Annotated in this window: 20 protein-coding genes; 7 read left to right on the top strand and 13 right to left on the bottom strand. The window is 71.2% G+C overall.

Annotated features, from left to right (window positions below; translation table 11 throughout):
• Nucleotides 1–40 precede the first annotated feature (40 nt).
• The 7 genes from C6C15_RS02245 to C6C15_RS02215 form a co-directional block, all read right to left on the bottom strand.
• Complete coding sequence (locus C6C15_RS02245) at nt 41–1,498, bottom strand: sodium/solute symporter (RefSeq protein ID WP_105949189.1); 1,458 nt, start codon at nt 1,496–1,498, stop codon at nt 41–43.
• Nucleotides 1,495–1,869 carry a heavy metal transporter gene (locus C6C15_RS02240; protein WP_105949188.1) on the bottom strand — a complete coding sequence of 125 codons (375 nt, stop codon included), beginning with the start codon at nt 1,867–1,869 and terminating at the stop codon, nt 1,495–1,497. The genes C6C15_RS02245 and C6C15_RS02240 overlap by 4 nt, the downstream gene beginning before the upstream one ends.
• A complete protein-coding gene (locus C6C15_RS02235; RefSeq protein ID WP_060923613.1) occupies nt 1,866–2,585 on the bottom strand; it encodes a LytR/AlgR family response regulator transcription factor in 720 nt (239 codons plus the stop codon). Before C6C15_RS02235 ends, C6C15_RS02240 begins: the two co-directional genes overlap by 4 nt.
• A gap of 8 nt (nt 2,586–2,593) precedes the next feature.
• Entirely contained in the window at nt 2,594–3,775 is a 1,182-nt protein-coding gene (locus C6C15_RS02230) for a sensor histidine kinase (RefSeq protein ID WP_083370996.1), read from the bottom strand.
• A gap of 121 nt (nt 3,776–3,896) precedes the next feature.
• Nucleotides 3,897–4,142, bottom strand: coding sequence for a YbdD/YjiX family protein (locus tag C6C15_RS02225; protein ID WP_105949187.1), 246 nt, complete (start codon nt 4,140–4,142; stop codon nt 3,897–3,899).
• A gap of 1 nt (nt 4,143) precedes the next feature.
• A complete protein-coding gene (locus tag C6C15_RS02220) occupies nt 4,144–6,429 on the bottom strand; it encodes a carbon starvation CstA family protein (RefSeq protein ID WP_105949186.1) in 2,286 nt (761 codons plus the stop codon).
• A gap of 191 nt (nt 6,430–6,620) precedes the next feature.
• On the bottom strand, nt 6,621–9,806 hold the full coding sequence (locus C6C15_RS02215) for a S8 family peptidase (protein ID WP_158698507.1): 3,186 nt from the start codon (nt 9,804–9,806) through the stop codon (nt 6,621–6,623).
• A gap of 175 nt (nt 9,807–9,981) precedes the next feature.
• Here C6C15_RS02215 and C6C15_RS02210 point away from each other — a divergent pair, with 175 nt between their 5' ends.
• The 4 genes from C6C15_RS02210 to C6C15_RS02195 all read left to right on the top strand — a co-directional run bounded on the left by C6C15_RS02210 (nt 9,982) and on the right by C6C15_RS02195 (nt 13,977).
• Complete coding sequence (locus tag C6C15_RS02210) at nt 9,982–10,527, top strand: ECF transporter S component (protein ID WP_060923064.1); 546 nt, start codon at nt 9,982–9,984, stop codon at nt 10,525–10,527.
• Nucleotides 10,528–10,607: 80 nt separating this feature from the next.
• The gene (locus tag C6C15_RS02205) at nt 10,608–12,275 is read left to right on the top strand and encodes an ABC transporter ATP-binding protein (RefSeq protein ID WP_105949184.1); all 1,668 of its coding nucleotides are present in this window, start codon (nt 10,608–10,610) and stop codon (nt 12,273–12,275) included.
• Nucleotides 12,272–13,090: an energy-coupling factor transporter transmembrane component T gene (locus tag C6C15_RS02200; protein ID WP_105949183.1), complete on the top strand. Its 819-nt coding sequence runs from the start codon at nt 12,272–12,274 to the stop codon at nt 13,088–13,090. The genes C6C15_RS02205 and C6C15_RS02200 overlap by 4 nt, the downstream gene beginning before the upstream one ends.
• An 11-nt stretch (nt 13,091–13,101) precedes the next feature.
• A complete protein-coding gene (locus tag C6C15_RS02195; RefSeq protein WP_105949182.1) occupies nt 13,102–13,977 on the top strand; it encodes a siderophore-interacting protein in 876 nt (291 codons plus the stop codon).
• 97 nt (nt 13,978–14,074) lie between these two features.
• Here the strand turns inward: C6C15_RS02195 and C6C15_RS02190 are convergent, their stop codons facing one another.
• Nucleotides 14,075–15,238, bottom strand: a complete 1,164-nt coding sequence (locus C6C15_RS02190) for an acyl-CoA dehydrogenase family protein (protein WP_060923068.1) — start codon at nt 15,236–15,238, stop codon at nt 14,075–14,077.
• Nucleotides 15,239–15,402: 164 nt separating this feature from the next.
• Nucleotides 15,403–16,332 carry a M15 family metallopeptidase gene (locus tag C6C15_RS02185; protein ID WP_105949181.1) on the bottom strand — a complete coding sequence of 310 codons (930 nt, stop codon included), beginning with the start codon at nt 16,330–16,332 and terminating at the stop codon, nt 15,403–15,405.
• Between the two features lie 74 nt (nt 16,333–16,406).
• Between C6C15_RS02185 and C6C15_RS02180 the strand changes: the two genes are divergently transcribed.
• Complete coding sequence (locus C6C15_RS02180; RefSeq protein WP_105949180.1) at nt 16,407–17,498, top strand: Rv2578c family radical SAM protein; 1,092 nt, start codon at nt 16,407–16,409, stop codon at nt 17,496–17,498.
• Between the two features lie 43 nt (nt 17,499–17,541).
• Nucleotides 17,542–18,081 carry a YaeQ family protein gene (locus C6C15_RS02175; RefSeq protein WP_060923581.1) on the top strand — a complete coding sequence of 180 codons (540 nt, stop codon included), beginning with the start codon at nt 17,542–17,544 and terminating at the stop codon, nt 18,079–18,081.
• Nucleotides 18,082–18,148: 67 nt separating this feature from the next.
• Here C6C15_RS02175 and C6C15_RS02170 read toward each other — a convergent pair whose 3' ends face one another.
• Nucleotides 18,149–20,257: a DEAD/DEAH box helicase gene (locus C6C15_RS02170; RefSeq protein ID WP_105949179.1), complete on the bottom strand. Its 2,109-nt coding sequence runs from the start codon at nt 20,255–20,257 to the stop codon at nt 18,149–18,151.
• 273 nt (nt 20,258–20,530) lie between these two features.
• On the opposite strand from C6C15_RS02170, the gene C6C15_RS02165 reads away from it, so the two are divergent.
• Nucleotides 20,531–21,427 (top strand): aldose 1-epimerase family protein, encoded by an 897-nt coding sequence (locus C6C15_RS02165; RefSeq protein WP_105949178.1) that lies wholly within the window; start codon nt 20,531–20,533, stop codon nt 21,425–21,427.
• Between the two features lie 96 nt (nt 21,428–21,523).
• On the opposite strand, the gene C6C15_RS02160 is transcribed toward C6C15_RS02165, so the two are convergent.
• The 3 genes from C6C15_RS02160 to C6C15_RS02150 form a co-directional block, all read right to left on the bottom strand.
• Nucleotides 21,524–24,664 (bottom strand): efflux RND transporter permease subunit, encoded by a 3,141-nt coding sequence (locus C6C15_RS02160; RefSeq protein WP_105949177.1) that lies wholly within the window; start codon nt 24,662–24,664, stop codon nt 21,524–21,526.
• A 16-nt stretch (nt 24,665–24,680) separates the two neighbouring features.
• Entirely contained in the window at nt 24,681–25,268 is a 588-nt protein-coding gene (locus C6C15_RS02155; protein WP_060922311.1) for a TetR/AcrR family transcriptional regulator, read from the bottom strand.
• A gap of 408 nt (nt 25,269–25,676) precedes the next feature.
• Nucleotides 25,677–26,870, bottom strand: coding sequence for a Gfo/Idh/MocA family protein (locus C6C15_RS02150; protein ID WP_199787684.1), 1,194 nt, complete (start codon nt 26,868–26,870; stop codon nt 25,677–25,679).
• Nucleotide 26,871 lies beyond the last annotated feature (1 nt).

The following is a 26,871-nucleotide window of genomic DNA, read 5'->3' as shown; positions in this document are numbered from 1 at the left end:
GCCTGTTCCAGGAGGCAGAGTCCGGGAGGCAGAAGCAGACTCAGGCGCGGTCGGGCGTGTGCACGCGGGCGAGGAAGCGGTCCGTGCGGGGCGAGGGTCCTCGAGGGTCGAGCAGCGACACGGCGACGGTGACCCCGGTCGCCAGCGGGATCGTCCAGGCGGCGGGCTGCGCGAGGTAGGGCGCCGCGACGCCGACCCCGTCCACCGCGGCGTGCACGAGCAGGGCGAGCCCGGTCGCGACGCCGCCGCACACCATGCCCGCGACCGCCCCGCGCGCGGTGAGGCCGCGCCACCACACGCCCAGCAGCACCACGGGCGAAAGCGTCGACGCCGCCACGACGAACACCACCCCCACGCTCGACACGAGTCCCGCGGGAACCGTGAGCAGCGCGACCCCCAGCGGCACGAGCGCGCACAGCACTGCGGACAGCCGGAAGGAGCGCACGGAGCCGGAGAAGACGTCCTGGCTGATGACCCCCGCGAGCGAGACCACGAGCCCGGCCGAGGTCGCCAGGAACGCGGCGAAGGCTCCGGCGACGATGAGCGCCGTCAGCAGCTCACCCGCGGGGCCGGGGAACACCCGCGACGGGAGCTGCAGCACCACGGTGTCGGCGACCCCCGGCCGTGCGAGGTCGGGAGCGGCGATCCGCGCCAGGAGCCCCATCGCGCTCGACACGGCGTAGAACGCGCTCACCATGGCGATGACGATCACGGTGGTCCGCCGCGCGGAGGCTCCGGTCGGGCTCGTGTAGAACCGCACCAGGACGTGCGGCAGACCCATCGTGCCGAGGAGCAGGGCGAGCAGCAGCGACGCGGTCTCGTAGGCGTCGAAGCCGGACGGCCCGGCCTCAGCGGGGAAGACGAGGGCGGGATCGAAGTCGTGCGGCCCGCCGCTCAGGGCGAAAGCGATGCACACCACCGGCACGAGGAGCGCCGTGAGCTTGAGCCAGTACTGGAAGGCCTGCACGAAGGTGATCGCGCGCATGCCGCCCGCGGCGACCGCCGCCGCCACGAGCACCGCGATCGTCACGGCCCCGACCCACTCCGGCAGCCCGGCGACCACGACGAGAGTGATGCCCGCGCCGTGCAGCTGCGGCACGATGTAGAGCCAGCCGATGATGAGGACCGCGAGGCTGGTGACACGGCGCGCGGCGGTCGAGTCGAGCCGGGCCTCGACGAAATCGGGGATCGTGTACGCCCCGCTGCGGCGCAGGGGCGCGGCCACGAAGACGAGCACGAGCAGGTACCCCGCGGCGTACCCGATGGGGAACCAGAAGCCGCGGGCGCCGTCCAGCAGCACCAGCCCGGAGAGGCCGAGGAAGGTGCCGGCCGAGAGGTACTCGCCGCTGATGGCCGAGGCGTTCCAGACCGGACGCACCGTCCGCGACGCCACGAAGAAGTCGCTCGTCGTGCGCGACACCCGCAGCCCGTACACGCCGATGAGGAGGGTGGCGATCACGACCAGGGCGACCCCGACGAGGTCGAGCACGGCGTTCACTCGCGGTCCCGCAGGGCGCGGTACCGCCGCTCGTTGCGGACCGCCGTGCGCACGTACAGCACCGCGAAGACGAGGATCACCGGGTAGAACGCGAAGGCCTGGAGGAGCCACGACAGCGGCAGCCCGCCGAGGACGACGGCGTCGATCTCGGGGATGAGCGCGATCCCGAGTGCCAGGGCGACGACGACCACCACGAAGCCGGCAACGGTGCCGAGGGCGAGCCGGAGCTGGCTGCGCATCAGGGCACGGGCGTAGACGGCATCGGCCTCCGCGACCGGGGCACCGGGCAGCGCGATCCCCCGGGTGGCGGCGGAGGAGCGGCGCGGCGGGGTGTCCGCCGTGACGCGCACCCGCTTCGGCGCCTCGGTCATCCGGCCCCCTCTCCGCGCACGAGGGCCTCCCGCACCGCCGCGACGAGCCTTCTGCTCACCGGCAGCACGGCCGTGCCAACGACCACGACGGGTTCCCCGCCTGACAGCCGCGCCTCGGTCACCGCGGCGATCCGGACGAGGGTGGAACGGTGGATGCGGAGGAATCCCGCCGGCGCCCACCGCGTCTCGAGCTCGGAGAGCGGGATGCGCACGAGATGGCCGGGCCCGTCGTCCTCGGTGTGCAGGCGCGCGTAGTCGCCCTGCGCCTGCACCCAGCGCACGTCGCTGCGCCGCACGAACCGCACGGACGCGCCCACGGTCACCGGCAGCACCTCGTCCTCGCCGCGCGGTGCGGCCTCCTGCTCGATCACCCGGTCCACGGCGTTTCGGAGCCGTTCCCGCCGGACCGGCTTGAGGAGGTAGTCCGCGGCGCGCAGTTCGAAAGCCTCGACCGCGCGGGCCTCGTCGGCGGTGACGAACACGACCGCGGGCGGTTCCGCGAGACCGAGGAGCGCGCGGGCGAGCTCGGTGCCGAGCAAGCCGGGCATGTGGATGTCGAGGAAGGCGATCCGCACCGCACGCGCGGAGAGCTGACGCAGCGCGTCGGCGCCGTTACTCGCGGTGAGGATCTCGCCGATGCGCGGGTCGGCGCGCAGCAGGTGCACGAGCTCGTCGAGGGCCGGCTGCTCGTCGTCGGCGACGAGGACGTCGATCATGCCGCTCCTCAGTCGTCGTCCGGGTCGTGGAGGGGCTGCGATTTCGGGACTCGCATGCGCACCAGGGTACCCGCGCCGGCGTTGGTCTCGACGACCAGACCACCCCCGCTGCCGTAGACCTGGCGAAGCCGGGTGTCGACGTTCCGCAGGCCCACGTGACCGCCGTCCTCACGCGCCGTGAGCAGCGCGCGCAGACCCGCCGGGTCCATGCCGACGCCGTCGTCCTCGACGAGGATCTCGGTGTGCGTGCCGTCGTCGCGGGAGGTGATGCGGATCTCGCCCCCGCCCTCTCCCGGCTCCAGGCCGTGCCGCACGGCGTTCTCCACGAGCGGCTGCACCGAGAGGAAGGGGATGACCGTCGCGAGCGTCTCGGGCGCGATCTGCAGCGTCACCCGCAGGCGTTCGCCGAACCGCGCCCGCTCCAGTTCGAGGTACGAGTGGATGCTGCCCAGCTCCTCCGCGAGCGTCGTGAACTCTCCGTGCCGGCGGAAGGAGTAGCGCGTGAAGTCGGCGAACTCGAGCACGAGGTCGCGGGCCCGGTCGGGGTCGGTCGTGATGAACGAGGCGATCGCGGTGAGCGCGTTGTAGATGAAGTGCGGGGAGATCTGCGCACGCAGAGCCCGGAGCTCCGCCTCGGCGAGCTGGGTGCGGGAGGCCTCGAGTCCGCCGAGTTCGACCTGCGCCGCACACCAGTCGGCCACCTCCTCCGCCGCCCGCACGAGGGCGGCCCGCACCGGCGACGCGAAGGCGACGACCACCCCGACCGGCACCCCGTCGACGAGGATGGGCGCGCCGACCGCCTCCAGGTCGTCCGTCCGCGAGGGCGCGGGGAAGACCTGCCGCCGCCCGGACGCGCGCACCTGGGCGGCGATGCGCACGGCGGCGGATTCGAGCCCGTCCGCGGCGCCGTCGAGGGTGACCGTGTCGTCCTCGCCGACGATGGCGACCGCGGCGCTGCCCAGCAGAGTCCGCAGGTGCCGGGCGGCCTTGACCGCATCCGGCCCGGCCAGTCCGCCGCGGAGGTGCGGGGCGGCGAGGCTCGCCTGGTGCAGCGCCCGCAGCGCCCCCTGCTCCGCCTCGCTGCCGAGGTCGGCCGAGCCGCGCGCGAACCGCCGGGCGAGCAGCAGCAGCGCCGTGAGGGCGATGCCGCCGAGCGCGCCGAGGATCGCGGCGAGGACGACGTCGTTCATGCGCTCAGCCTAGGGACGCGCAGGCAGGCTCAGCGAACCGCGCTTCGACAGGCTCAGCGACCCACCCTGGCGCTTCGACAGGCTCAGCGACCCACCTTGGGTCCCTGAGCCTGTCGAAGGGTCAGCAGCAGCGGGCACCGGGATTGCGGTCCTGGTCGTCCATCCGCTGACGCCAGAACTGCCGCTCCGCCAGCGGCTCCTCGTCCGGATGATGCCGCCGGTGATGGGTGACGTACGTGGCGTACGCGGTGTCGCCCATCAGCGTCGTCATGTACCAGCGGATGCCGCGGCCGACCCGGCCGAGGGCGCTCCACAGCGCCCGCAGCGGGGAGGTCGCGGCATCCGTCCGATCCACCGTGGAGGTCATCTCAGTGCCGTGCCGCCGCGCGCTCTTCGGCGAGGATCGGCTCCCACCGCTTCTCCAGCTCGCGCTCCTCCGCGGCGGGGAGGAACCCAGCCGGGGCGAAGCGGCGCGAAGGCACGGGCGGGTCCTCGGTGTTCTCACCGCCGCCGTTGCGGATCGCCTTCACGGTCGCGATGACCGCCATGACGATGACGATGATCGCGAGCACCACGAAGATGATCGACAGCGTGCCCTGCACCGCGGTGTTGCGAATGACCGCCTGCAGCACCTCCGGCGCGCCGAGCGTGGTGTCACCGGAGTTCAGCGCCTCCAGGTACCGGAAGTGGTTCGCCCAGTATCCGATCGCCGGCACCGGCGAGAAGATCTTGTAGAGCGACGCCGTGATGGTGACGACCGCGGTGAAGGCGAGCGGCAGCGCGATGATCCACAGCCACCGGAAGTAGCTGCGACCACGCTTGGCGACGATGGCCAGCACCACGGCGAGCGCGATCGCCGCGAGCAGCTGATTCGCGATGCCGAACAGCGGGAAGAAGGTGTTGATGCCGCCGAGCGGGTCGGTGACGCCGAGGATGAGAATCGCTCCCCAGCCGGCCACCATGATCGCGGTGCAGATCCACACCCCGGGACGCCAGGAGACGTCGCGGAACTTCGGGAACCAGGCGCCGATCGAGTCCTGCAGCATGAAGCGGGCGACCCGGGTGCCGGCGTCCACCGCCGTGAGGATGAACAGGGCCTCGAACATGATCGCGAAGTGGTACCAGAACGCCATGAGCGCCTGGCCGCCGAGGGCCTGCTGCATGATGTGCGCGAGGCCGAGCGCGAGCGTCGGAGCGCCACCCGTGCGCGAGACGATCGACTCCTCGCCGACCGCCGCCGCCGTGCCCGTGAGCATGTCGGGGGTGAGGTTCACCCCGGTCAGCCCGAGCGAGTTCACGAAGGCGACCGCTCCCTCCACGGTGCCCCCGGTCGCGGCGGCCGGGGCGTTCATGGCGAAGTAGATGCCCTGGTCGATCGAGATCGCGGCGACGAGGGCCATGATCGCGACGAACGACTCCATGAGCATGCCGCCGTAGCCGATGAACCGGGTCTGCCGCTCCTTCTCGACGAGCTTCGGTGTGGTGCCCGACGCGATCAGCGCATGGAATCCGGACAACGCGCCGCACGCGATCGTCACGAACAGGAAGGGGAACAGCGGCCCGGCGAACACCGGACCCATGCCGTTCTCACCGAAGATGCTGACCGCGGGGACCGAGATCTCCGGACGCACGAGGACGATTGCCCCGGCGAGCATCACGATGACGCCGATCTTCATGAAGGTGGAGAGGTAGTCACGCGGCGCGAGCAGCAGCCACACCGGCAGCACCGCGGCGATGAAGCCGTAGATGATGATGCCCCACGCGATCGTGGTGCGGTCGAGGTGGAAGAGCGCCTGACCCCACTCGGTGCCGGCGACCCAGCCGCCGCCGATGATCGCGGCCATGAGCAGCACGAAGCCGATGATCGAGACCTCGGTGACCTTGCCCGGGCGCAGGTAGCGGAGGTACACGCCCATGAAGAGGGCGATCGGGATGGTCATCGCGACGGAGAAGACGCCCCACGGGCTCTCGCCGAGGGCGTTCACGACGACGAGCGCGAGGATCGCGACGATGATGAGCATGATGAGCAGCGAGGCGATGATCGCCGCGGTGCCGCCGATCTTGCCGAGCTCCTGGCGCGCCATCTGGCCGATGGTCCTGCCGCCGCGCCGCATCGAGAAGAAGAGCACCGTGTAGTCCTGCACGGCTCCCGCGAGCACGACGCCCACGATGATCCAGATGGTGCCGGGGAGGTAGCCCATCTGCGCCGCGAGCACGGGGCCGACGAGCGGTCCGGCGCCGGCGATGGCGGCGAAGTGGTGACCGTAGAGCACCCGGCGGTCGGTGGGGACGTAGTCCTTGCCGTCCTGCTTCACCTCGGCGGGCGTGGCGCGGCGGTCGTCGGGGCGGGTGATGTACCGCTCGATGACCTTGGAGTAGAAGCGGTAGCCGATCAAGTAGGTGCAGACGGCGGCGAACACGAACCAGATCGCGTTCACGGTCTCCCCGCGCACGATGGCGAGCATCACCCAGGCGACGCCGCCGAGGAGGGCGATGGCGGTCCACAGCAGGATCTTCGGCAGGGTCCAGCGGCGGCTCTTCGCCTCGTGCTCCGCGGAGAGGGCGACGGGTGGGAGGTTCGGGTCGGTCTCGATGACGGGGTCGTCATCGACGAGCCCGGCGCCGTCGCGGCGGCGCGACGAAGGTGCGGTCATGGGGTTCTCCTCTGAGGGCGCATCATTGCGTCTCCCCACGGTAGGGAGGGCGTCCCGCTGTCGCTTCCGGATCCGGGGACGCTGCGACGAGCGGCGGCGGCCGTGCGACGAACGGATGCCCGAATGCGACGGCACGGCCGCACGAGGGATTCCTCGTGCGGCCGTGCCGGTGTCGTGCAGACGATCCCGGATCACCCGGGGGCGTCGGTCTCCGGAGGCTGGGTCGGCTCCGGAGTCGGCCCCGGCGTCGGAGTCGGATCCGGGGTCGGCGTCGGCTCGGGAGTCGGCGACGGCTTCGGCGCGGGAGTCGGCGTCGGCGCGGCATCCGCGGGCGTCGTGACCGTCACCACGGTGCGCACGGCCGAGTCGCCGTACTGGACGAGTCCGAGGTAGCGGGTGCCGGCGGTGAGACCGCTCCAGCTCAGCTCGTAGCTCGTCTTCTCCCCGCGGACCGCGGTGATCGGGTTCGGCGTCGCGGTGAACGACCCCTCCCCGTCCGGCAGCACGGAGGCGTGGGTCATGTCCCACGTCATCGGCCCGGTGGTCGCGTACACGTTGGCGACGACGAGGTAGGTGCCCGCGGTCGGGGCGGGGATCGTCACCTGCTCGTCGGCCGAGCCCGTCGCCGACTGCCAGCGCTCGTAGTAGCGCAGGTCGTCGGGGCTCACCACCCGGTAGACGGTGAGGTCGAGATCGCTGCCCTCGTCGTCGGACGAGTCGAGGTCGAACCGCGAGAGGGTGGCGCCCTCCGGCACGTCCACGATCCAGGACACGTCCTTGTTCGCGTCGCCCGACTTCTCGTTCCCGGAATGCCCCTCGACCGGGTTGTCCGGGTCGCTGAGGAGCTGGAACGGTGTGAGACCCGAGACGCCCAGCGCCAGATCACCGTCGAGGCCGGGGGTGATGTCCACCGTCGTGCTGCCGTCGACGCCGGTGCCGGTGACCTCGGCCGGGGCATCCGCCGTGACCGGGAACACCGCGATCGGCGAGCGCACCGTGTTCTTCTTGCTCGTCCAGGTGAGTGAACCCGTGGCCCACTGCTCGACCGGCGCGGTGGTGCTGTCGAACGTGACCGTGAAGGTCTTCGTCTGCCCCGGCTTGTCGAAGGAGAGCTGGGACGGCGTGACGGTGACGTTCACGCCGGGGACGGAGGCCTTCGCCGTGAACACGCCCTTCTCGGTCGAGGTGACCGAGCGGGTGACGGTCTGCGCGCTGGCCAGGGAGCCGATCGAGATCGATGCCTGGTTCAGATCGCTGCCGTCGATGGGGTCGATGCCGGGGAAGTCCGACAGCCCCTTCCCGTCGAGGAACGCCGCCCAGTCCTTGAAGCCGTTGAGGTAGAGCAGACCGGGGTTCAGGAACCGCGTCGCATCGACCTGTCCGGCTCCCTGCTCGAACGGGTTCGTGTTCTTCGAGCCGTCGGGGAGCACAGTGTCGGAGGCCGTCGTCATCAGGGCCGAACGGATCTCGCCCGGGGTCGCCCGCGGGTGCTCCCCGAGGTACAGCGCGCCGAGGCCGGCGATGTGCGGGGAGGCCATCGACGTCCCGGAGAGGATGCCGAAGGTCGGGTCCTCACCCGGGGCGTTGTGCGTGGCGGCGAGGATCGCCACTCCCGGAGCGGCGATGTCCGGCTTGAGGACATCGGTGCCGTCGGCGAGGACCGGTCCGCGGCTCGAGAAGCCCGCGATCTGCGGGGTCGGCGTGGTCACACCGGTGGTGTTCTCGCCGACGAGGGTGATCGGCCGATCGACGCCGCCCTGCACGTAGGCGAGCACGGCCGCACGGTGCACGGCGTTCAGGTGCACCGTGGGCACGGCGTGGAAGTCGTTGTCGAGGGAGTCCGCACCACCGGGCACGTTCACCAGGACCATGCCGATGCCCCCGGCGTCCTTCACGACCTGCGACTTCTCCGCGCGGGCGTTGCCGCCGCGGTCGCAGACGACGATGTGTCCGGCGACCTTCGCCGGGTCGAGGGTGCCCGGCAGGCACAGCTGCGCATCCGCCGCACCGGACGCCGCGGCATCCACAGCGGCGATGGAGGGTCCGGAGACGCTCTCGCCGAACGGGACGGTCACCGAGGCGCCGGCCTGCTCGAAGCCGTCGAACTGCACGGTGCCCTCCCACGTGGGGATGGTGGAGGCGGCGACCGTGGTGTACCACGGCGAGGCGTGGTCGGCGGTGACCGGATCGGGGCCGTCGTTGCCCGCGCTGGTCGCGACGAAGACACCGGCGGCCGCGGCGTTGAGGAACGCCAGGTCCTCCGGAGCCATCACGGTGCTCGCGGCGCCGCCGCCGATCGAGTAGTTGATAACGTCGACGCCGTCTGCGACGGCCTGATCGATGGCGGCGACGAGGTCGCTCAGGGCGCAGATGTCATCCGTGGTCACGGTCGTGTCCGGCCCGACGTAGCAGGCCTTGTAGGCCGCGACCTTCGCCCCGGGGGCGACGCCGGAGACCGTTCCGAAGTCGACGCCCTCGATCTCGGCGTCCACTCCGAAGTTGCCTGCGGCGGTGCTCGCCGTGTGCGAGCCGTGACCGTCGCCGTCACGCGGGGAGAGGTAGTCGTACTGGAAGTCGAACCCGGCCGCCTGGGCTCCCGCGAAGAAGTACTGTCCGCCGATGAGCTTCGTCGAGTAGTCGCGCTCGTCCCAGTCCTGACCATCGACCATCGCGCCGCGGAACTGTCCGCCGTCGGACTTGTCGAAGTAGACGTAGGTGCCGTCGGTGTACGGCTCCGTGCCCTTGTGCCGGCTGTTCTGCTTCTTCTGCTGCTTGAGCTTCTTGCCCTCGAACGAGGGGTGCTCGGGAGCGATGCCGGTGTCGATCACGCCGACCACGACGCCCTCGCCCGCCTTCTTCACGCCACCGGTCTGCTGCCACACCCCGCCACGCCCCTTGCGGTCGTCGCCGAGGCCGAGGTAGTCGGTGGAGGTCTGCGCATCGGGGTGACGGATCTCATCGGGGTACACCCCGAGGACGTCCTTCGAGGCGCGGAGCTGGTCCACCTGCTCACCCGAGAGGTCGGCGCTGAAACCGTTGAGCACCACCTGGTAGGTCGTGTCCGGGGTGACGCCGACGTCGTTGATGAGGCTCTTCTGCTCCGACTCGAGGTGCTTGACGTAGCGCCGCGCGTCCTGCGACTGCGTCTCGAGCTGCTCGCCCTCGTCAGGCTTCGTCGCCTTCAGGCCCTTGACGTCGCCTTCGTAGCTGGCGAGGGGATCGGCCTTCATGATCACGATGTAGTGCCCGGGGGTCCCCGCGACCGGAACGGGGTGCGTCACCTCCCCGGTCGCTGCGTGGCCTGCGGTTGCCGTCGATGCGATGAACAGCGTCGCCAGGGTGGTGGCTGCTGCGATCCGAAGGGGTGTTCGACCCATATCTCGCTCCTGATGATCCGATGATCCCGATGCCGCGTCGTCGCCGCACCGCGGCTCACGATAGCCCCGCCTTCCGGCGCCGGATCGAGAACTGAACGATGGTCGCCCCCGATCGTGCCGATCGGTCAGGATGGACGGCGGCCGACTCTCCGAATGTCGCCAGTAGGCTGGAGACGTGGCCCGAACCTCCGTCCTGTCGACCAGAGTGCTGCTGATCTGCGCGGCGATCGGTGTCGCCACGGGCATCCTCGGCGGCATCGCCGGATGGGTCACTCCCCTCCTCCTGGCCAGCCCCCTGCTGTTCCTCTACGGGCTCGTGCTGGGCTCGCACGTGCTGCCGGGCATCATCGCGCAGGAGGTGCTGCGGCTGCCGTTCGTGGCGCTCATCACGCACGTGTTCGCGGCGCTCATCGCGAGCGCCTTCAACCCGGCGTGGTCGCTGCGGTTCATCGGCACGGCGCTGCTCTTCGGCCTCATCCAGGAGGGTGTCGCCGCCCTCACCCGCTATCGCTCCTGGGGCGCCTGGCGGTTCTTCGTCTCGGCGGTCGTGATCGGCGTCGTCGTGGCGGTCGCGGTGTTCTTCGCGGCGAACCTCGCGGTCATGCCGCTGTGGGCCCAGCTGCTGTACCTGACGATCTCCGTGCTCGGTCCGGTGGCCTGGACGGCGATCGGCCTCGCCATCGGTTCGGCGCTGCGCACCGCCGGGGTCGCGCGCCGCTGATCGCGCACGGGTCCCGCTGGCAGCGCAGGTAAGGCTCAGCTAAGTTAGAGGCACACCCTCCGTCGAACCAGGGACGTGCCGTGCGCCCATCCGCACCCCTCCTCCGCGTGCGCGAGCTGACCCTCACCCACGCGGACGCCGTGCACCCGTCGCCCCGTGACGTGACCTTCGACATCGATCCCGGCGAGGTCGTGCTGCTGCTCGGCCCGTCCGGTTCCGGGAAGTCGACGCTCACGCTCGCCCTCAACGGCCTCATCCCGCACGCGCTCCCCACGACGATGACCGGCACGGTCGAGGCCGGAGGTATCGACACCACCACCGCGCACACCGCGACGCTCAGCACGCACGTCGCCATGGTCTTCCAGGATCCGGACGCGCAGATCGTCACGGGGACGGTGTACGACGAGGTGGCCTTCGGCCCGGAGAACCTCCTGCTCCCGGTGGAGGCCGTGCGCGCCCGCGTGGAGGAGGCGTTGCGGCGCGTCGGCTTGTGGGAGCGCCGCGACGACAACCCCGACCACCTGTCCGGCGGCGGGCGGCAGCGTCTCGCCATCGCCTGCGCCCTCGCGATGGGCTCTCCTCTCATCGTGCTGGACGAGCCGACCGCGAACCTCGACCCGCAGGGGATCGACGACGTGTACGCGGCGCTGACCGAGGTCGTCGCCGCCGGAGACCGGGCCATCCTCCTCGTCGAGCACAACCTCGATGCGGCGATGCGCTTCGTCACGCGCACCATCGTGCTCGACCGCGAGGGCCGGGTGGTCTTCGACGGTCCGGCGGCCGAGACCATCCGCGCGCACGCCGGCGAGCTCCTGGCGATGGGGGTATGGCTGCCCGCCGCGACGCTCGCCGCGCTCCGCCTCCGCGACCGGGGGATCGTCCTCGACCCGCTGCCGCTGACGCCCGAGGCGCTGGCCGCCGCACTGCCTCCCGGCCCCGGCGCCGCGTCCTCGGTGCCGGTCGACGGCCCTCGCCCCGCCGACCGAGAGCCGATCATCCGGGCCCGCGACCTCACCGTGACCCGGCGCCGCACCGAGATCCTGCACGGGGTCGACCTCGACATCGCCGCCGGGAGCCTCACCGCGATCGTCGGGGCGAACGGGGCGGGCAAGACGACGCTGATCCAGGCTCTCGCCGGAGTCGTGCCGCCGCCGAGGGGTCGAGTCTCCGCCGACGGCATCGATCCAGGGACGGCCTCCCCTCGGGAGCTCGCGGCCCGCATCGGCTTCGTGTTCCAGAACCCGGAGCACCAGTTCATCGCCGCCACCGTGTTCGACGAGCTCGCCCACGGTCTCCGCCTGCGCCACGTGCCGGACGACGAGGTCCGCACCCGCGTGGCGGAGATGCTGGAGCGGTTCGGGCTGACGCACAAGGCCGAGGTGCATCCCTTCCTCCTCTCCGGCGGTGAGAAGCGACGGCTCTCGGTCGGCACCGCCCTCATCAGCCGTCCCCGTGTCCTCGCCCTCGACGAGCCCACCTTCGGGCAGGACCGCGCCAGGGCGGCCGAGCTCCTGGCGCTGCTGGAGAGCCTCCGGGCGGACGGCACGACCGTGGTCATCGTCACCCACGACCTGCAGCTCGTCGCCGAGCACGCCACCGACACGGTCGTCCTCGCCGACGGGCGGGTGCGGGCCGCCGGCCCGACGGCGGAGCTGTTCGCCGATCCCGCGATCCTCCCCTCCGCGGGCTTGCGCGTCCCCGCGTTGCAGCGGGTGCTCACCGCGGCCGGGTGGGAGGTGTCGCCATGACGATGACCACGCTCGATCCGTATGCGCCGCTCACGGCCACGTCGCGGCGGCAGTTACTCTACGGCCTCAACCCGCTGGCGAAGGTCGCCGGCTTCGCCCCCGCCATGCTGCTCCTCGTCTTCGTGCGGGATCTGGCCACCCCCGCTGCCTTCCTCGTGCTCGCCTACGTCCTCATCCTCGTCGGGGCGCGGGTGACGGGGCGCCTCCTCGCGCTGCTCCTGCTCGGTCTGCCCATGGGCATGGTCGCGATCGGGGTCGGCTTCTCGCTGTGGGTCGACGCGGCCCTGGTCGCCGACACCACCCCCGTCGTGACGATCGGTGACTGGACCCTCTACGGCGGCGCCCTCCTCATCGGGTTCGCCACGGCGCTCCGACTCGGATCGATCGTCGCGCTCGCGCTCGTCGGCGGCCTCACCACCAGCGGCTCCGACCTCGTGCGTGCGAGCGTGCAGCAGCTGCGCGTGCCGTACCGCATCGGGTACACGGCCCTGGCCGCCTTCCGCTTCGTGCCCCGCTTCGGCCACGAGCTCGCCGTCATCCGTGCCGCGCACCGGGTGCGCGGCTCGCACGGCGGCCGCGGGCCCTTCGCCCGGATCGCGCGGGGCTGGGGGTACATCGTCCCGCTGCTCGCGGGCGCCATCCGGCACGCGGAGCGCGTCGCCCTCGCGATGGACTCCCGGGCGTTCGGCGCGCATCCGACCCGGACCGAGCGGCACCTCGTGCCGTTCCGGACGAGGGACACCGTCTTCACCGCGGCCATGCTCGCCGCATCGGCGGCGATCTTCGTCGTCTTCTTCCCCTGGCAGCTCCCCTGAAAGGCGCCCGCATGGCATTCAGCAAGATGGTCAAGCCGGAGACGGCCGAGCTCCTGCACCTCACGGTCCTCCGCACGGAACGGCTCGCGCCGCACTGGGTGCGGGTGACCCTGGGCGGCGGCGAGATCGACCGCTTCCGCCCGATGGGGTACGACCAGTGGTTCCGGCTGTTCCTGCCGATCGGCGGCGAGGCGGGGCTCGAGCGGGTGCCCGCCAAGGCCAACCGGATGTTCGGCTATCTGAAGTTCCTCCGCATCCCCGACGGCGAGCGCCCCGTGATGCGCAACTACACCGTGCGCGCGTACCGCCCGGCCACGCCCGAGACCGGCGCCGAGCTCGACGTCGACTTCGTGCTGCACGGCTCGGCGGCCGACGGCACCGCCGGTCCGGCCTCCCGATGGGCGGAGACCTGCGCCCCCGGCGAACATGTCCTCATCATCGACGAGGGCCTGACGTTCAACCCCGAGCGGGGCACCGACCGGGTGGTGCTCGTGGGCGACGAGACCGCCCTCCCCGCGATCGCGTCGATCAGCGCCTCCCTGCCGGCCGACGCCGCGGGCACGGCGATCATCGAGGTCCCGTCCGTGGAGGATGCCCTGGAGTTCCCGCATCCGTCGGGACTCGATGTGGCGTGGATCGTGCGGCCTCAGGAGATCCCACCCGGGGTTCTCGCCCTGGACGCCCTCGCTCGCACCGCTCTGCCCGATGCTCCGTTCCACGCGTACGCGGCCGGCGAGCAGTCCCTGGCCTCCGGCGTCCGCAAGCAGCTCGTCGGCGAGCGCGGCGTCGACAAGAATGCCGTCAGCTTCTGCGGCTACTGGAAGATCGGCGCCGCCTCCCCCGCCTCGAAGGCCGCCCGCGAGGCCGCCGCCGAGCCTCTCGCCTGAGCCCGGGCACGACTTCGGAGCCACAGCACGACACGCCGGGGCGGACGAGGCCGCCCCGGCGTGTCGTCGGGGATCTCCGAAGCTGTGCCTGGAGACCTCAGCGCTTGCCGGCGATCTGACGCCCGACGATCTCGCGCATGATCTCGTTCGTGCCGCCGTAGATGCGGTGCACACGGGCGTCGAGGAAGGCGCGGGCGATCGGGTACTCCGTGATGTAGCCGTAGCCGCCGTGGAGCTGGACCCCGGCGTCGAGCACCTCCCACTCACGCTCGGTGGCCCAGAACTTGACCTTCGCGGCCTCTTCGGCCGAGAGCCTGCCGTCCTTGTACGCCAGGAGCGCGCGGTCGATGAAGGCCCACAGCGCGTCGACCGTGGCGGACATGTCGGCGATGGTGAAGCGGCTGTTCTGGAAGTCGATGATGCGCTCCCCGAAGGCCTCGCGGTCCTTGGTGTACGCGACGGTCCAGTCGAACGCGGCCTGCGCGGCGGCGGCTCCGGCCACGCCGATCGAGAGGCGCTCGAGCGGGAGGTTCATCATGAGCTGGATGAAGCCCTTACCCTCGACGCCGCCGATGAGGTTCTCCTCGGGAACGAACACGTCGCTGAACGACAGCTCGGCGGTGTCGTGACCGTGGAAGCCCATCTTCGAGAGCTTCTTGCCGTTGTCGAACCCCTCCATGCCCTTCTCGATGAGGACGAGGCTGAACGCGTCGGGCCGGTTGCCCTCGCCCGTCTTGACGAAGGTCACGACGAGGTCGGCGGTCGCACCGGACGAGATGAACGTCTTGGCGCCGTTGACGAGGTAGCCGCCGTCGACCTTCTTCGCCGTGGTCTTGATGCCGCGGAGGTCGGAGCCGGCCCCGGGCTCGGTCATGGCGAGCGCGCCGACGACCTCGCCGGTGGCCATGCGGGGCAACCACTTCTCCTTCTGCTCCTGCGTGCCCATGTGCACGAGGTACGGCACGGCCAGGTCGTCCTGGATGCCGAAGGCCCCGGCGAGCGAGCCGGCTCCGGCCGCGATGACCTCTTCGTTCACGATCGCGCGGAAGCGGTAGTCCTGCAGCATCCCGGCGCCGCCGAACTCCTCGGGCACGGAGAGCCCGATGATGCCCGCCTCACCGGCGGCGCGCATCGTGGCGCGGTCCACCTCGCCGGCGGCGTCCCACTTCTCGATCGCCTCGTGCGTGACGTGGCGCTTGACGAAATCCTTGACGAGGTCGCGGAATGCCTCGTGATCCTCTTCGTAGATGTCGCGTTCCATGCCGTCCTCCCGAACGTGTCGTGCGTCGTTGCTCCGGCGAGTCTACGGCGGGAACACGGGGCAGGACAGGCGATTGTGAGAATGCATCCCATCCCGAGTGGGACTGGGTACCGCCTTTGTGGAAAGCCTCAGAGCACGCCGAGCGCCACCGCGGACCCGTCCGCTCAGTGCTCGTAGTCGGGAGCGGCGGGCAGGCCGAAGAACTCCTCGAGGGTGTGGAAGCCGCCCTCGTGATACGCCGCCGCGAGCTCCGTGCCGACGTAGCGCAGGTGCCAGGGCTCCGGCGCGTATCCGGTGACGGGGGTGCCGACCTGCTCGTAGCGCACGATGAACCCGTACTCCCAGGCGTGCGCGGCCACCCATTCGCTCTGCCGCGTCGCCCCGAAGCCGTCGAGACCGCCGCACCCGGCATCGCAGGCCACGACGTCGAGGGCGAGACCGGTCTGATGCTCGCTGTGACCCGGCCGCGCCGAGCCGGCGTCCGCGTCGGCCTGCCCCTGGTCCCGCACGTGCGCGCCGTAGGTCGCGACCTGCAGCCCATAGGACCGGTAGCCGTTGTTCGCGCCGAGGCGGCCGACGCCCGCGGCCTCGGCGGCCTCCGCCATGCGCCCGGCCGCGTCGGCGACCTCCGCGCGCACGCGGCCCGACGGCGTCGTCATCTGCAGCGGCACCTGGCCCAGCCCCTCGGGCTCGTAGGCGGCGGGGTCGAGCGGACGCCCCTTGTTGACCACCACCCAGATCCGGGCGGGATCGCTGAGCGAGACGCAGGGCGCGTTCCCGGCGACCACCGCCTCACGGAAGCGCGCTCCGCCGCCGAACCCCGCGATGGCGGCGGCGTCGTCCCCCGCCGCGATCGCCTCCTGCACCCCGGGGTCGGCGCAAGGGTCCGCCGCCGGCGTCGCCGCGCTCTGCACCGACGGCACCTGCATCACCGCGACGGGGCGCGGGAGGGGCTCTGACGCCACGGGGGTCGCGGCCGCCCCGGTGAGGGAGAGCACCACGCCGAGCGCGGTCACCGCCAGCCCGACCGGGAGGGCGGGTCCGAGGATCGGGGAGCGCGGCGCCGCATGCTGAGCGTACGGCGAGGAGGGCATGGGTCCATTCTTCCATTCGAACATTCATGCCACACTCGCTTGACTTCGATTCGATTCTTTGTTCGACTAGGACGATGCGGTGGCAGGGACAGAAGCTCGCGGACAGCGACGAGGCGGCGCTGCCCGGTCTCGAGAACCGGTCCAGCGTCCTCCGCACGGTGACGACGCCCGAGTTCGCCGGGATGACGTTCCACGAAGTTCTGTCGAAGTCCGCCCTCAACCACGTCCCCGGGGCGTCGCGCATGCCCTTCGCCTGGACGATCAACCCCTACCGCGGCTGCTCCCACGCCTGCACCTACTGCTTCGCACGGGGCACGCACGAGTACCTCGACCTCGACGGCGGCGCCGACTTCGACACCCAGATCGTCGTCAAGGTCAACGTCGTGGAGGTGCTCGAACGGGAGCTGCGCCGCGGGAGCTGGCAGCACGAGACGGTCGCTCTCGGCACGAACACCGACCCGTACCAGCGGGCCGAAGGGCGCTACGCCCTCATGCCCGGCATCATCGAGGCGCTCGCGGCGTCGGGCACTCCGATGTCGATCCTCACGAAGGGCACGCTGATCCGCCGCGACATCCCGCTGCTGAAGAAGGCGGCACAGCGCGTGCCGGTCGACGTGCAGATGTCGATCGCGATGTACGACGACGCGCTGCAGAAGGCGATCGAGCCCGGCGCTCCGACCACGCAGGCCCGCCTCGACACGGTACGCGCCCTCGCCGACGCCGGATTCCCGGTCACCGTCTTCCTCATGCCGATCCTGCCGCACCTCACCGATTCCCTCGCCGCGATCGACGACGCCCTGCGCCGCATCAAGGCCGCCGGAGCGCGGAGCGTGATCTACGGGGCCCTGCACCTGCGTCCGGGCGTCAAACCGTGGTTCTTCCAGTGGCTCGGCGAGAACCGCCCCGACCTCGTGTCGTCCTACCGGGGGCTCTATCCCGGAGCGTCCGTCGAGGCGCCGAAGCCGTACCGGCAGTGGCTCGCCAAGCGCGCTCGTCCCCTCATCCGGATGCACGGACTCGATGGGCGGCACGAAGACGACTATCCGCGGCGCGGGTTCCGCCCGGGCCAAGGCCACGTGCAGACGGAGACGCCGGCGGCCGGGCCGGTCCTGTTCACCCCGAGCGGCCGCGCCGCCGCAGCCCCTCCCCAGCCGATGCTGTTCTGAGCCGGTCGAGGAGGGGGCGCAGCTCCGCGTAGGCTCGAGGATCATGGCGATCGGTTCGACAGTCCACACGTTCGAGATGCAGCTGGCCGACACCGATCGCGGGGTCTACGAGGACGTCTCGCTCCGCGCCGCCCGGCACCCATCCGAGACCGACGCGTACATGCTCACCCGGGTGCTCGCGTACGGACTCGAGTTCGCGGAGGGCATCGCGTTCGGCGGCAGCGTCTCCGACACCGAGGAGCCCGCCGTGCTCGTGCGCGACCTCACGGGCCGGGTGACCGTCTGGATCGAGGTGGGCGCTCCCGATGCCGCACGGTTGCACCATGCCTCCCGCCTCGCGGACCGGACGGTGGTCTACACGCACCGCGATCCGGCCAAGGTCATGGCGCCGTGGGCCGACAAGCGCATCCACCGGGCCGAGGACATCCGGGTCTACAGCTTCGATCCCGGGTTCGTCGACACCGCCACGCCTCACCTCGCCCGCCGCAACACCCTGACCCTCACGGTCACCGAGGGCGTCCTCTACCTCGACCTCAACGGCACCGCCCTCACGACATCCCTCCACGAGCACACCCTCCCCTGACCCCGGTGCAGAGTGCGAAAAGGCCCCGGAGACCGAAGTCTCCGGGGCCTTTCTGATCCCGAATGCGTCAGGAAGTGAGCTCGGCGGCGGACGGCACGCGCCCGGCGATCTCCTCGATCACGTCGTCGTCCAGGCGGGCCTGCTCGAACGGGGCCTCGATCTCGGCGCGACCGAGCAGCTCGGTCATCCGGCGCTGGCGCTGTCGCGTGATGAGCGTGACGACCCGGCCCGAGCGCCCCGCGCGACCCGTGCGACCGGAGCGGTGCAGGTACGTCTTGTACTCGTCCGGCGCGTCGGCCTGGACCACGAGGTCGATGTCGTCCACGTGGATACCCCGCGCGGCCACATCGGTGGCGACGAGGACGTTCACCCGACCCGAGGTCAGCTTCTCCAGGTTCCGCGTGCGCTTGGCCTGGTTGAGATCGCCGTGCAGCGAGACGGCCGGGATCCCCGCGTCGTCGAACTGGTCGGCCAGCATCTCGGCGTAGGCGCGAGTACGGGCGAAGACCAGCGTCTTGCCCTCGCGGTCGACGAGCGACGTGAGGATGTCCGCCTTGTCGCGGTGCTCGATGACGAGGACCCGGTGCTCGATGGTGCTGGAGCCCTGGTCTTCGCCCGCGACCTCGAACACGGCGGGGTCGACGAGGAACTCGTCCACCAGCGCCGCGACCTCGCGGTCGAGGGTCGCGGAGAACAGGAGCTTCTGGCTGCCCTCGGCCGTGCGGCGGAGGATGCGCTGCACGGGCTCGACGAATCCGAGCTCGCACATGTGGTCGGCCTCGTCGAGCACCGCGATCCGGCAGTCCGACAGGTCGAGCTTGCCCTGGTTCATCAGGTCCTCGATACGGCCCGGAGTGCCGATGACGATGTCGACGCCCTTCTTCAGCGCGCCCACCTGGCGGCCCTGGGGCACCCCGCCGTAGATCTGCGTCGTGAAGAGGCCGACGCTGCGGGCGATCGGCTGGATGGTCCGGTCGATCTGCAGCGCGAGCTCGCGCGTGGGGGCGAGGATGATCGCGCGCGGCGCCCGTCCGAACTCGCGGCGCTTGCCCGCCTGCGACTGCAGCACCCGCTCGACGAGCGGTGCCCCGAAGGCGATGGTCTTGCCGGAGCCGGTGCGTCCGCGGGCGAGCACGTCGCGCCCCTCGAGGACGGCGGGGATGCTCGCCGCCTGGATCGGGAACGGCGTCGCGGCGCCCATGTTGTTCAGGGTCTCGGTGATGTTGGAGCCCAGGCCGAGGTCGGCGAACGTGACGCCCTCGACCTCGACGGCCTGCACGGCCTGTGCCTCGAGGCGCTCGTGGACGACGTCGTCGGCCTGCTCGAACGCCGCCTTCGGCTTCGCGTTCCAGTCGCTCCGGGGCGGACGCTCGTCGCGACGAGGGCGCTCGTCCCGACGGGGCCGCTCGGTGCGGTAGGCCCCTCCGGTCGACGGCCGCTCGCGTCCGCCCTCGAAGGAGCGCTGCGTGCGGTCGCGGTCGAACGCGCGGCGCGCACGGGCGGCGTCGTACGAACGCTCGCCTCCCCGGTCCCCCGCACGGTCGCGATCGTCGCGGCGAGGACGCTCGTCGCGGTCGAAGCGGGGACGCTCGGTCCGGCGGTCATCGAAGCGCGGGCGGTCGTCGCGGTCGAAGCGCGGGCGCTCCGTCCGACGGTCGTCGAAGCGCGGACGTCCGCCGTCGCGGTGGTCGTTGTCGCGGAACCCCTGTCGCTGCGAGCCGCCGCGGTCGTCGCGCCGCGGACGGTCGTCGAACCGTCCAGCGCCGGACCGATCGTTGTACCGCGGACGCTCGGCGCGGTCGTCGAACCGGCCGCCACCGGCGCGGTCGTCGCGGCGGTGCGGGGCCTCGCGACGCCCGGACTCCGCACGGGTGCGGATGCTGCGGGCCTCGTCGCGACCGGCGCGCTCCTGGGAGCTCCAGCGGCGCTTCGGAGCACCGGACTCGGTCTCCTCCGGGCGGTAGCCGCGGTGCCCGGGGCTGCGGCTGCCGGGGCGACGGTCGTACCCGCCGGCCGCGCGACCCTCGCGGTCGTCGCGCGCGGGACGCTCGTCGCGAGCCGTGTCCCGACCGCCGGCCGGACGGTGACGGTCGTGGAATGAGGTCTTCTTGGCGCCGTAGCGCGGCTCGAAGTTCGCAGCGGCGCGACCGCCGCGGGGCTTCTTGTTCTTGGGCATTCGGGTGTCCTTCTTGCGTTCTCGCACGAGAACAGCGCTGCGCGCACGCGCGAGCACTCCGATCCAGCGGAGTCCGGACGATCTGCGGCCGGGGCCATTCCTGTGATGGTTGATTCGCGTCGATCGACGCGCACCATCGGCCCCTGGACTCACACTTCACACACTGAAAAACGTCCGCGCCCTGCGCGGGTGTCCGAAGCCGACCGTCTCAGTCTACCCGGCATCCCTGGGAGACCCCCGCACTCCGGCGGCCTGCGGCACTACGATGTCGAGGTGAACTCCGTCTCTCCCACCGGCACCCAGGTGCACCTCCGCCTCGGCGACGTGACCGCGCAGATCGCCCAGGTCGGCGCCTCGCTGCGTGCCCTCCGGATCGGCGAGGTCGATCTCGTGTCGCCCTACCCGCTCGACATCCCGACCCCCTCCTGCTCCGGAGTGGTGCTGACGCCGTGGCCCAATCGGGTGCGCGACGGCCGCTGGGACGACGAGGGCACAGTCCGTCAGCTCGCCGTCACCGAGCCCAAGACGAACAACGCCAGTCACGGCCTGCTGCGCTTCACCGCCTATACGGTCGAGCAGACCGAGGGCGCCGCGACCCTGCGCGCGACCGTCTTCCCGCAGACCGGGTACCCGTACCTGATCGAGACGTCCGTCGCGTACGTCCTGACCGCGGACGGGATCGACGTGACGCACACGCTCACGAACTGGTCCGACTCCGCGGCGCCGGTCGCGCTCGGCACGCACCCGTTCCCGACGATCGGCGACGTCGATCCGCACGACCTCGTCCTCCGCGTCCCCGCCCGCACCGCCTTCGAGACGGACGAGCGGATGCTGCCGGTCGGCACCCGTCCGGCCGAGTCCGCCCTGCGAGAGGGCGTCCGCGTCGGTGACGTCAGCCTGGACACGGGGTTCACGGACCTCGAACGCGACGCCGACGGCCGGGTGCGGCACACGCTGACCGCTCCCGACGGCCGCGCGATCACCCTCTGGCAGGGCGAGGGCTTCGACTTCGTGCAGGTGTACACGGCCACGAACTACCCCGATACCCCGCTCGCGGTCGCGATCGAGCCGATGACCGCGCCGGCCGACGCGTTCAACAGCGGCCGGGGCCTGCGCCGTCTCGCTCCCGGCGAGACCTGGACCCTGGAGTGGGGCCTCACCTTCGCCTGACCGCGGTTCACAACTCCGGAGAACCGACGCCGAAAGGCCCCGATCCTCGTCCTACGGACGGGACCGGGGCCTTTCTCCTGAGTTGTGAACGCGCGGCTACTCGCCGTGGTTCTCGCGCAGCTCGCGCCGGCTGACCGGAGTGCCGTCCGCGTGCACCGGGACGGGTCCCGCGTCCGCCTGCGGGTCGTCCTTCCGCGCCCGGCGGCGCTCCCGCGCCCCCTCGACGAGGTTGTACAGGGTCGGCAGCACGATGAGCGTCAGCACGGTGGAGGAGACGAGCCCGCCGATCACCACGATCGCCAGCGGCTGCGAGATGAAGCCGCCGTGCCCGGTGATCCCGAGCGCCATCGGGGTGAGGGCGAGGATCGTGGCGAGCGCGGTCATGAGGATCGGACGCAGACGCTTCTCCCCTCCCGCCATCACCGCCTCCGCGGTCGACAGCCCCTTCTCCCGGTACTGGTTGACGAGGTCGACGAGCACGATCGCGTTCGTCACCACGATGCCGATGAGCATCAGCACGCCGATCAGCGAGGCCACGCCGAGCGGCACGCCCGTGATGATCTGCAGCAGGATGGCGCCGGTCGCCGCGAACGGCACCGAGATCAGCAGCAGCAGCGGCTGACGCAGCGACTTGAACGTCGCCACCATCACCACGTACACGATGAGGATCGCGGCGAGCATGGCCAGGCCGAGCTGCGCGAACGAATCGGCCTGCTGCGAGGCGACGCCGCCGACCTCGGCCGAGGCGCCGTCCGGCAGGTCCGCCGCGGCGAGCGCCTCGGTGACCGACTGGGTGGCGACCGCGAGGTTGTCCGATGCGGGCGGCACGGTGACGGTCGCGGTGCGCCGTCCCTGCTCGGTGGTGATCGAGGTGGGACCGTTGCGCTGCTCGACGGTCGCGATGTCCTGCAGCGGCACGATGCCCGCCGCGGTGGGGATCGCGAGCTGCTGAAGGGCGGCGACGGTCGTCGGCGGCTCGGGGTTGACGAGGTACACGGTGAGCGCGGTGTCGTCGATCTCGACCGAGCCGATCTGCTGCGGACGCATCGTGTTCGACACGATCGATCCGACGGCGACCTCGGACAGCCCGACCTGGGCGGCGGCCTCGCGGTCCACGACCACGGCGATGTACGGCAGCGCCTCGGCGAGGTTGTCCGTGACCTGCCCGATGCCCTCGCGGCCGTCGAGCTCGTTCACCACAGCGAAGGTGGCGGTGGCGAGGTCGTCACCGCTCGCGGCCGACACGGTGATCTCGATGTCGCTGGAGCCGAAGCCCGCGGAGGCCGCGACGGTGACCTCGCCGACCTCGTCGCCGAGACCGTCGATCGCGTCCTGCACCTCGGCGCGCAGCTTCTCCTGGTCGGCGTCGCCGTCGGTGAGCACGGAGTAGGTGATGCCCGCACCGCCGGAGAACGCGTCGCGCAGCGCGGAGCCGCTCGACCCGATGGAGGCCTGCACGTGCTCGATGCCGTCGATGTCGAGGAGGGCCTCCTCGACGGGCACGGCGGCGTCGGACTTCGCCTGCAGGCTCGCCGTCGGCCCGAGGTCTTGCGTCACGGTCATGGTGTTCTGACCGGAGTCGCTGAGGAAGTTCACCTTCATCAGCGGGGCGGCGGCGAGCGTCCCGGCGAGGACCACCACCGCGAGCGCGACCGTGATGCCCGAGTGCTTCAGCGTCCAGCCGAGGATGGGGCGGTAGCCGCGCTGCAGCCTCGTCGGCGGGGCGGCCGGGTCCTCTGGGTCGATCGCATTCCCCTGGTCGTCGAGGAGCGGCTTGCCGGGCTTGAGGAACCAGTACGCGAGCACCGGGACGATCGTCAGCGCCACGAAGAGCGACGCGACCATGGCGATGGTGACCGTCATCGCGAACGGACGGAACAGCTCGCCCACCATGTCGCCGACGAACACGATCGGCAGGAACACCGCCACCGTCGTGATGGTCGAGGCGGTGATGGCGGCGGCGACCTCGCGCACGGCGAGACGGATCGCATCGCCCTTGTCCGCGTCGCCCACGTAGTGGCGCTTGATGTTCTCGATCACCACGATGGAGTCGTCGACCACGCGGCCGATCGCGATCGTGAGCGCCCCGAGGGTCAGCACGTTGAGGGAGTAGCCGAACGCCTGCAGTCCGATGAAGGTGATGAGGACCGAGGTCGGGATCGAGATCGCGGTGACCAGGGTCGAGCGCACCGACATGAGGAACACGAGGATCACGAGGACGGCCATCACGAGGCCGAGCAGACCCTCCGTGGCGAGGGTGTCGATGGACTGCACGATGAACGGCGCCTGGTCGAACACGACCGTGAACTCGGCGTCCGGGAGCGCCTCCCCGATCTCGTCGAGGGCCGCGATGACCCCCTGCGACACCTCGACCGTGTTGGCGGCGGGGAGCTTCGTGATGGAGATCGACAGGGCGTCCTCGCCGTCGACCCGGGAGATCGAGGTCACCGGGTCGGACACCTGCTCCACCGTCGCGACGTCGCCGATGGTGACCGCGGTGCCGACGAGCGGCAGGGCGGCGATCTCGTCGACCGAGGTGATCTTCGCTCCGGTCTGCACCGTGAGGGTCTCGTCGTCCTCGGTGATCTCGCCGCCGGGGAACAGGGTGCCGTTCTGCTGGAGTGCCGTGCTGATCGCCTCGCTGCTCTGTCCGGCGGCGGCGAGCTTCGCGAGGTCGGGGGTGATGGTGATGCGCTGTCCGACGCCGCCGACGATCTCGGCCGCGTTCACCCCGTCGACGTCCTCCAGATCGGGGATCGCGACGCTCTCGAGCTGGGCCTGGGCGTTGTCCGCGTCGTCGAAGCCGGTGACCGCCACCTGGATCACCGGGAAGTCGTCGATCGAGACCGAGAGCACCTGCGGCGTGACGTCCTCCGGCAGCTGCGAGGAGATGCGGTTGATCGCCTGCTGGATCTTCTGCTCCGCGGTCGCGAGGTTCGTGCCGTACGAGAACATCGCCTGCACGATGGACGCATTGGTCGTGCTCGTCGCGGTGGTCGACTCCAGGTCGGGAACCCCCTGGATGGCCGACTCGATCGGCGTCGAGACGTCGTTCTCGACCACCTCGGGCGAGGCGCCGGGGTAGGTGGTCATGACCACGAGCGCCGGCAGCTCGAGCGACGGGATGAGTTCCTGCTTGAGGTTGGTCAACGCGAGCCCGCCGAACACCGCGGCGACGATCGTCACGAGCGCGATGAGGGCGCGGTTCTTCAGGCTGAGGATGGCGAGTTTCGACAAGGCGGGGTCCTCGGTGTCAGGGGGTGGCGGTCGCTGCGGATGGGAGGGAGAGAGGTTCTCCGAGGATCCGCGCCAGTGCGGATTCGAGGAAGGACTGTTCGAGATCGACGTCGCGGATCTGCGTGCTCCACATGACGCCGTCGATGAAGATCATCGCCGCTCGGGCCCGGTCGGCGCCATAGGTCGGCTCCAGGAGGTCGACGAGGCGGTCGGACAGGTGGCGCGCGAGCGCGCGCAGCCGCGGATCGTGGACGGCTGCCGTGACGACGGCGCGATCCGCCTGCACCGCGTGTCCGTCGTGGATGCTGTCGTGGACGAGCGCGGCGATGACGTCGGCCCCGGCTCCGCGTTCGGCGAGGGTCTGCCGCACTCCGTCGAGCCGGCATTCGATCTCGTCCGCGAGGGCACGGAAGGCGGCGCTGCGCAGGTCGTCGAGGGTGTCGAAGTACTGGGTGGTCGCGCCGAGCGGCACTCCGGCGCGGGCGGCGACCATGCGGTGCGTGATGGCGTCGGCCCCGACCTCGACGATCAACTCGGCGGTCGCGGTGACGATCTCCCGGCGGCGCGCTTCGGGATCCCGCCGCCGACGCGCGCTCTCCGCCATCACTCACCCCCCTGGACATCCGTACATGTACGTTTGTACATTCGCTCCGGTGTGAACTCCCTGAGAGCCCCCGCCCATCTCCCCATCTCCCCCTTTCCCCTTCCCCCTTCCCCCGCCCCGCGAGATCACTTCCGCACCCCTCACCTCCCTTCCCCGCCCCCTTTCGCCCTCTCACAGGCGGAGCACCCCCGCCGCGCTGCGGGATCAGAAACGTGCCTGGGAGCCGCGGTTCGGGTGGCATATTGCACTCCCCTGCCGGGGGGCTGGATCCGGTGCCGGGTGGGTCAGGCGGTGGCGGGACGGGAAAGGGGCGTTGAACGCGCGGTGGGGGTGGCATATTGCACTCCCACCCGGAGGGTGGGAGGGGGCGGGCGAGAGGGTGGGAGGGGGCGGGCGAGAGGGTGGGGGTCAGGCGGCGGAGGAGGAAGAGGAGGAGGGGGTCTGGCCGCGCTCGAAGTAGGCGACGAGATCGGGGTCGAGCGGGGGGACGGAGATCGCGGAGCCGTCGCCGCGGAGGGACGCGGTCGCGAGGATCCCGGCGGCCACGGCCTCCCGCGCTGCGACGGGCGAGGTCGCTGTGAGCCCGCCATGCCGCACGAACCGCAGGAACTCGGCCACGAGCAGCGCGTCGGCACCGTCGTGTCCGGCGTCGGGCACCTCGGGGACGATGAACACCTCGTCCGCGTCGGCCGCTCCGGCGTGCCGACGGTTCCACAACCTCACCTCGCTGCCGGCCACGTCGCCGAAGTTCTCGATGCGCCCCTCGGTGCCGATCACGGTGTAGTTCCGCCAGTAGTCCGGGGTGAAGTGGCACTGCTGGTACGAGGCGAAGATCCCGCCCTCGAGCCTCAGGTTCACCATCGAGATGTCCTCGACGTCGACGACGGGGTGGAGTCCCGTGAGCGCGGTCGGCGGCCAGTTGTCCATGCTGAACCAGTCGGGCATCCGCTCCCCCGTGCGGTCCCGCCGGTCGGTGATGTCGCCGTAGACGCTCAGGCCGCCCATCGCCGCCACCTGCTCGGTGTACGCGCCGGCCAGCCAGTGGATGATGTCGAGATCGTGCGCCCCCTTCTGCAGGAGGAGTCCGGTGGTGCGGCTCCGGTCGGCGTGCCAGTCCTTGAAGTAGAAGTCGCCGCCGTGCCCCACGAAGTGCCGCACCCACACGGCCTTCACCTGCCCGATGCGCCCGTCCTGGATGAGCCCGCGCATGAGGGTGATCACGGGCATGTGCCGCATGTTGTGCCCGATGTAGAGCCGGGTGCCGGTGCGTCGCGCGGTCTCCAGCATGCGGTCGGCGTCGGCCAGATCGATCGCGAGGGGCTTCTCGCAGAAGACGGGTACCCCGGCCTCCAGCGCCCGGATGGTCAGGGCGGCGTGCGTGTCGTCCGGGGTCAGCACCATGACCGCGTCGACACCGGATGCGAGCAGCTCGTCGAGGGAGTCGGTGATGAGCGCGTCGGGGACGAGCGCCCTGGCGTCCGCGCGAGCGCGCGGGGCGAGGTCGCAGACGGCCGTGATGCGGGAACCGTGGCCCGGCCGGTGCACCTCCTCCTGGAGGGTGGAGCGCGCGCCGAAGCCGATGATGCCGATGTGGAGGTCCAAC

The organism is Microbacterium sp. str. 'China' (assembly GCF_002993305.1).
In the GTDB taxonomy this organism is placed as follows: domain Bacteria; phylum Actinomycetota; class Actinomycetes; order Actinomycetales; family Microbacteriaceae; genus Microbacterium; species Microbacterium paraoxydans.
Note: the sequence above shows the minus strand (reverse complement) of the source record. Positions and strands in the feature narration are given on the sequence as shown.

What these genes read in the sequence shown, in the direction of transcription:
- C6C15_RS02185 (WP_105949181.1), bottom strand. Translation starts at nt 16,332, where the DNA reads ATGCCCTCCTCGCCGTACGCTCAGCATGCGGCGCCGCGCTCCCCGATC.
- C6C15_RS02190 (WP_060923068.1), bottom strand. Translation starts at nt 15,238, where the DNA reads ATGGAACGCGACATCTACGAAGAGGATCACGAGGCATTCCGCGACCTC.
- C6C15_RS02175 (WP_060923581.1), top strand. Translation starts at nt 17,542, where the DNA reads ATGGCGATCGGTTCGACAGTCCACACGTTCGAGATGCAGCTGGCCGAC.
- C6C15_RS02240 (WP_105949188.1), bottom strand. Translation starts at nt 1,869, where the DNA reads ATGACCGAGGCGCCGAAGCGGGTGCGCGTCACGGCGGACACCCCGCCG.
- C6C15_RS02155 (WP_060922311.1), bottom strand. Translation starts at nt 25,268, where the DNA reads ATGGCGGAGAGCGCGCGTCGGCGGCGGGATCCCGAAGCGCGCCGCCGG.
- C6C15_RS02225 (WP_105949187.1), bottom strand. Translation starts at nt 4,142, where the DNA reads ATGACCTCCACGGTGGATCGGACGGATGCCGCGACCTCCCCGCTGCGG.
- C6C15_RS02180 (WP_105949180.1), top strand. Translation starts at nt 16,407, where the DNA reads ATGCGGTGGCAGGGACAGAAGCTCGCGGACAGCGACGAGGCGGCGCTG.
- C6C15_RS02195 (WP_105949182.1), top strand. Translation starts at nt 13,102, where the DNA reads ATGGCATTCAGCAAGATGGTCAAGCCGGAGACGGCCGAGCTCCTGCAC.
- C6C15_RS02170 (WP_105949179.1), bottom strand. Translation starts at nt 20,257, where the DNA reads ATGCCCAAGAACAAGAAGCCCCGCGGCGGTCGCGCCGCTGCGAACTTC.
- C6C15_RS02230 (WP_083370996.1), bottom strand. Translation starts at nt 3,775, where the DNA reads ATGAACGACGTCGTCCTCGCCGCGATCCTCGGCGCGCTCGGCGGCATC.
- C6C15_RS02200 (WP_105949183.1), top strand. Translation starts at nt 12,272, where the DNA reads ATGACGATGACCACGCTCGATCCGTATGCGCCGCTCACGGCCACGTCG.
- C6C15_RS02215 (WP_158698507.1), bottom strand. Translation starts at nt 9,806, where the DNA reads ATGGGTCGAACACCCCTTCGGATCGCAGCAGCCACCACCCTGGCGACG.
- C6C15_RS02220 (WP_105949186.1), bottom strand. Translation starts at nt 6,429, where the DNA reads ATGACCGCACCTTCGTCGCGCCGCCGCGACGGCGCCGGGCTCGTCGAT.
- C6C15_RS02235 (WP_060923613.1), bottom strand. Translation starts at nt 2,585, where the DNA reads ATGATCGACGTCCTCGTCGCCGACGACGAGCAGCCGGCCCTCGACGAG.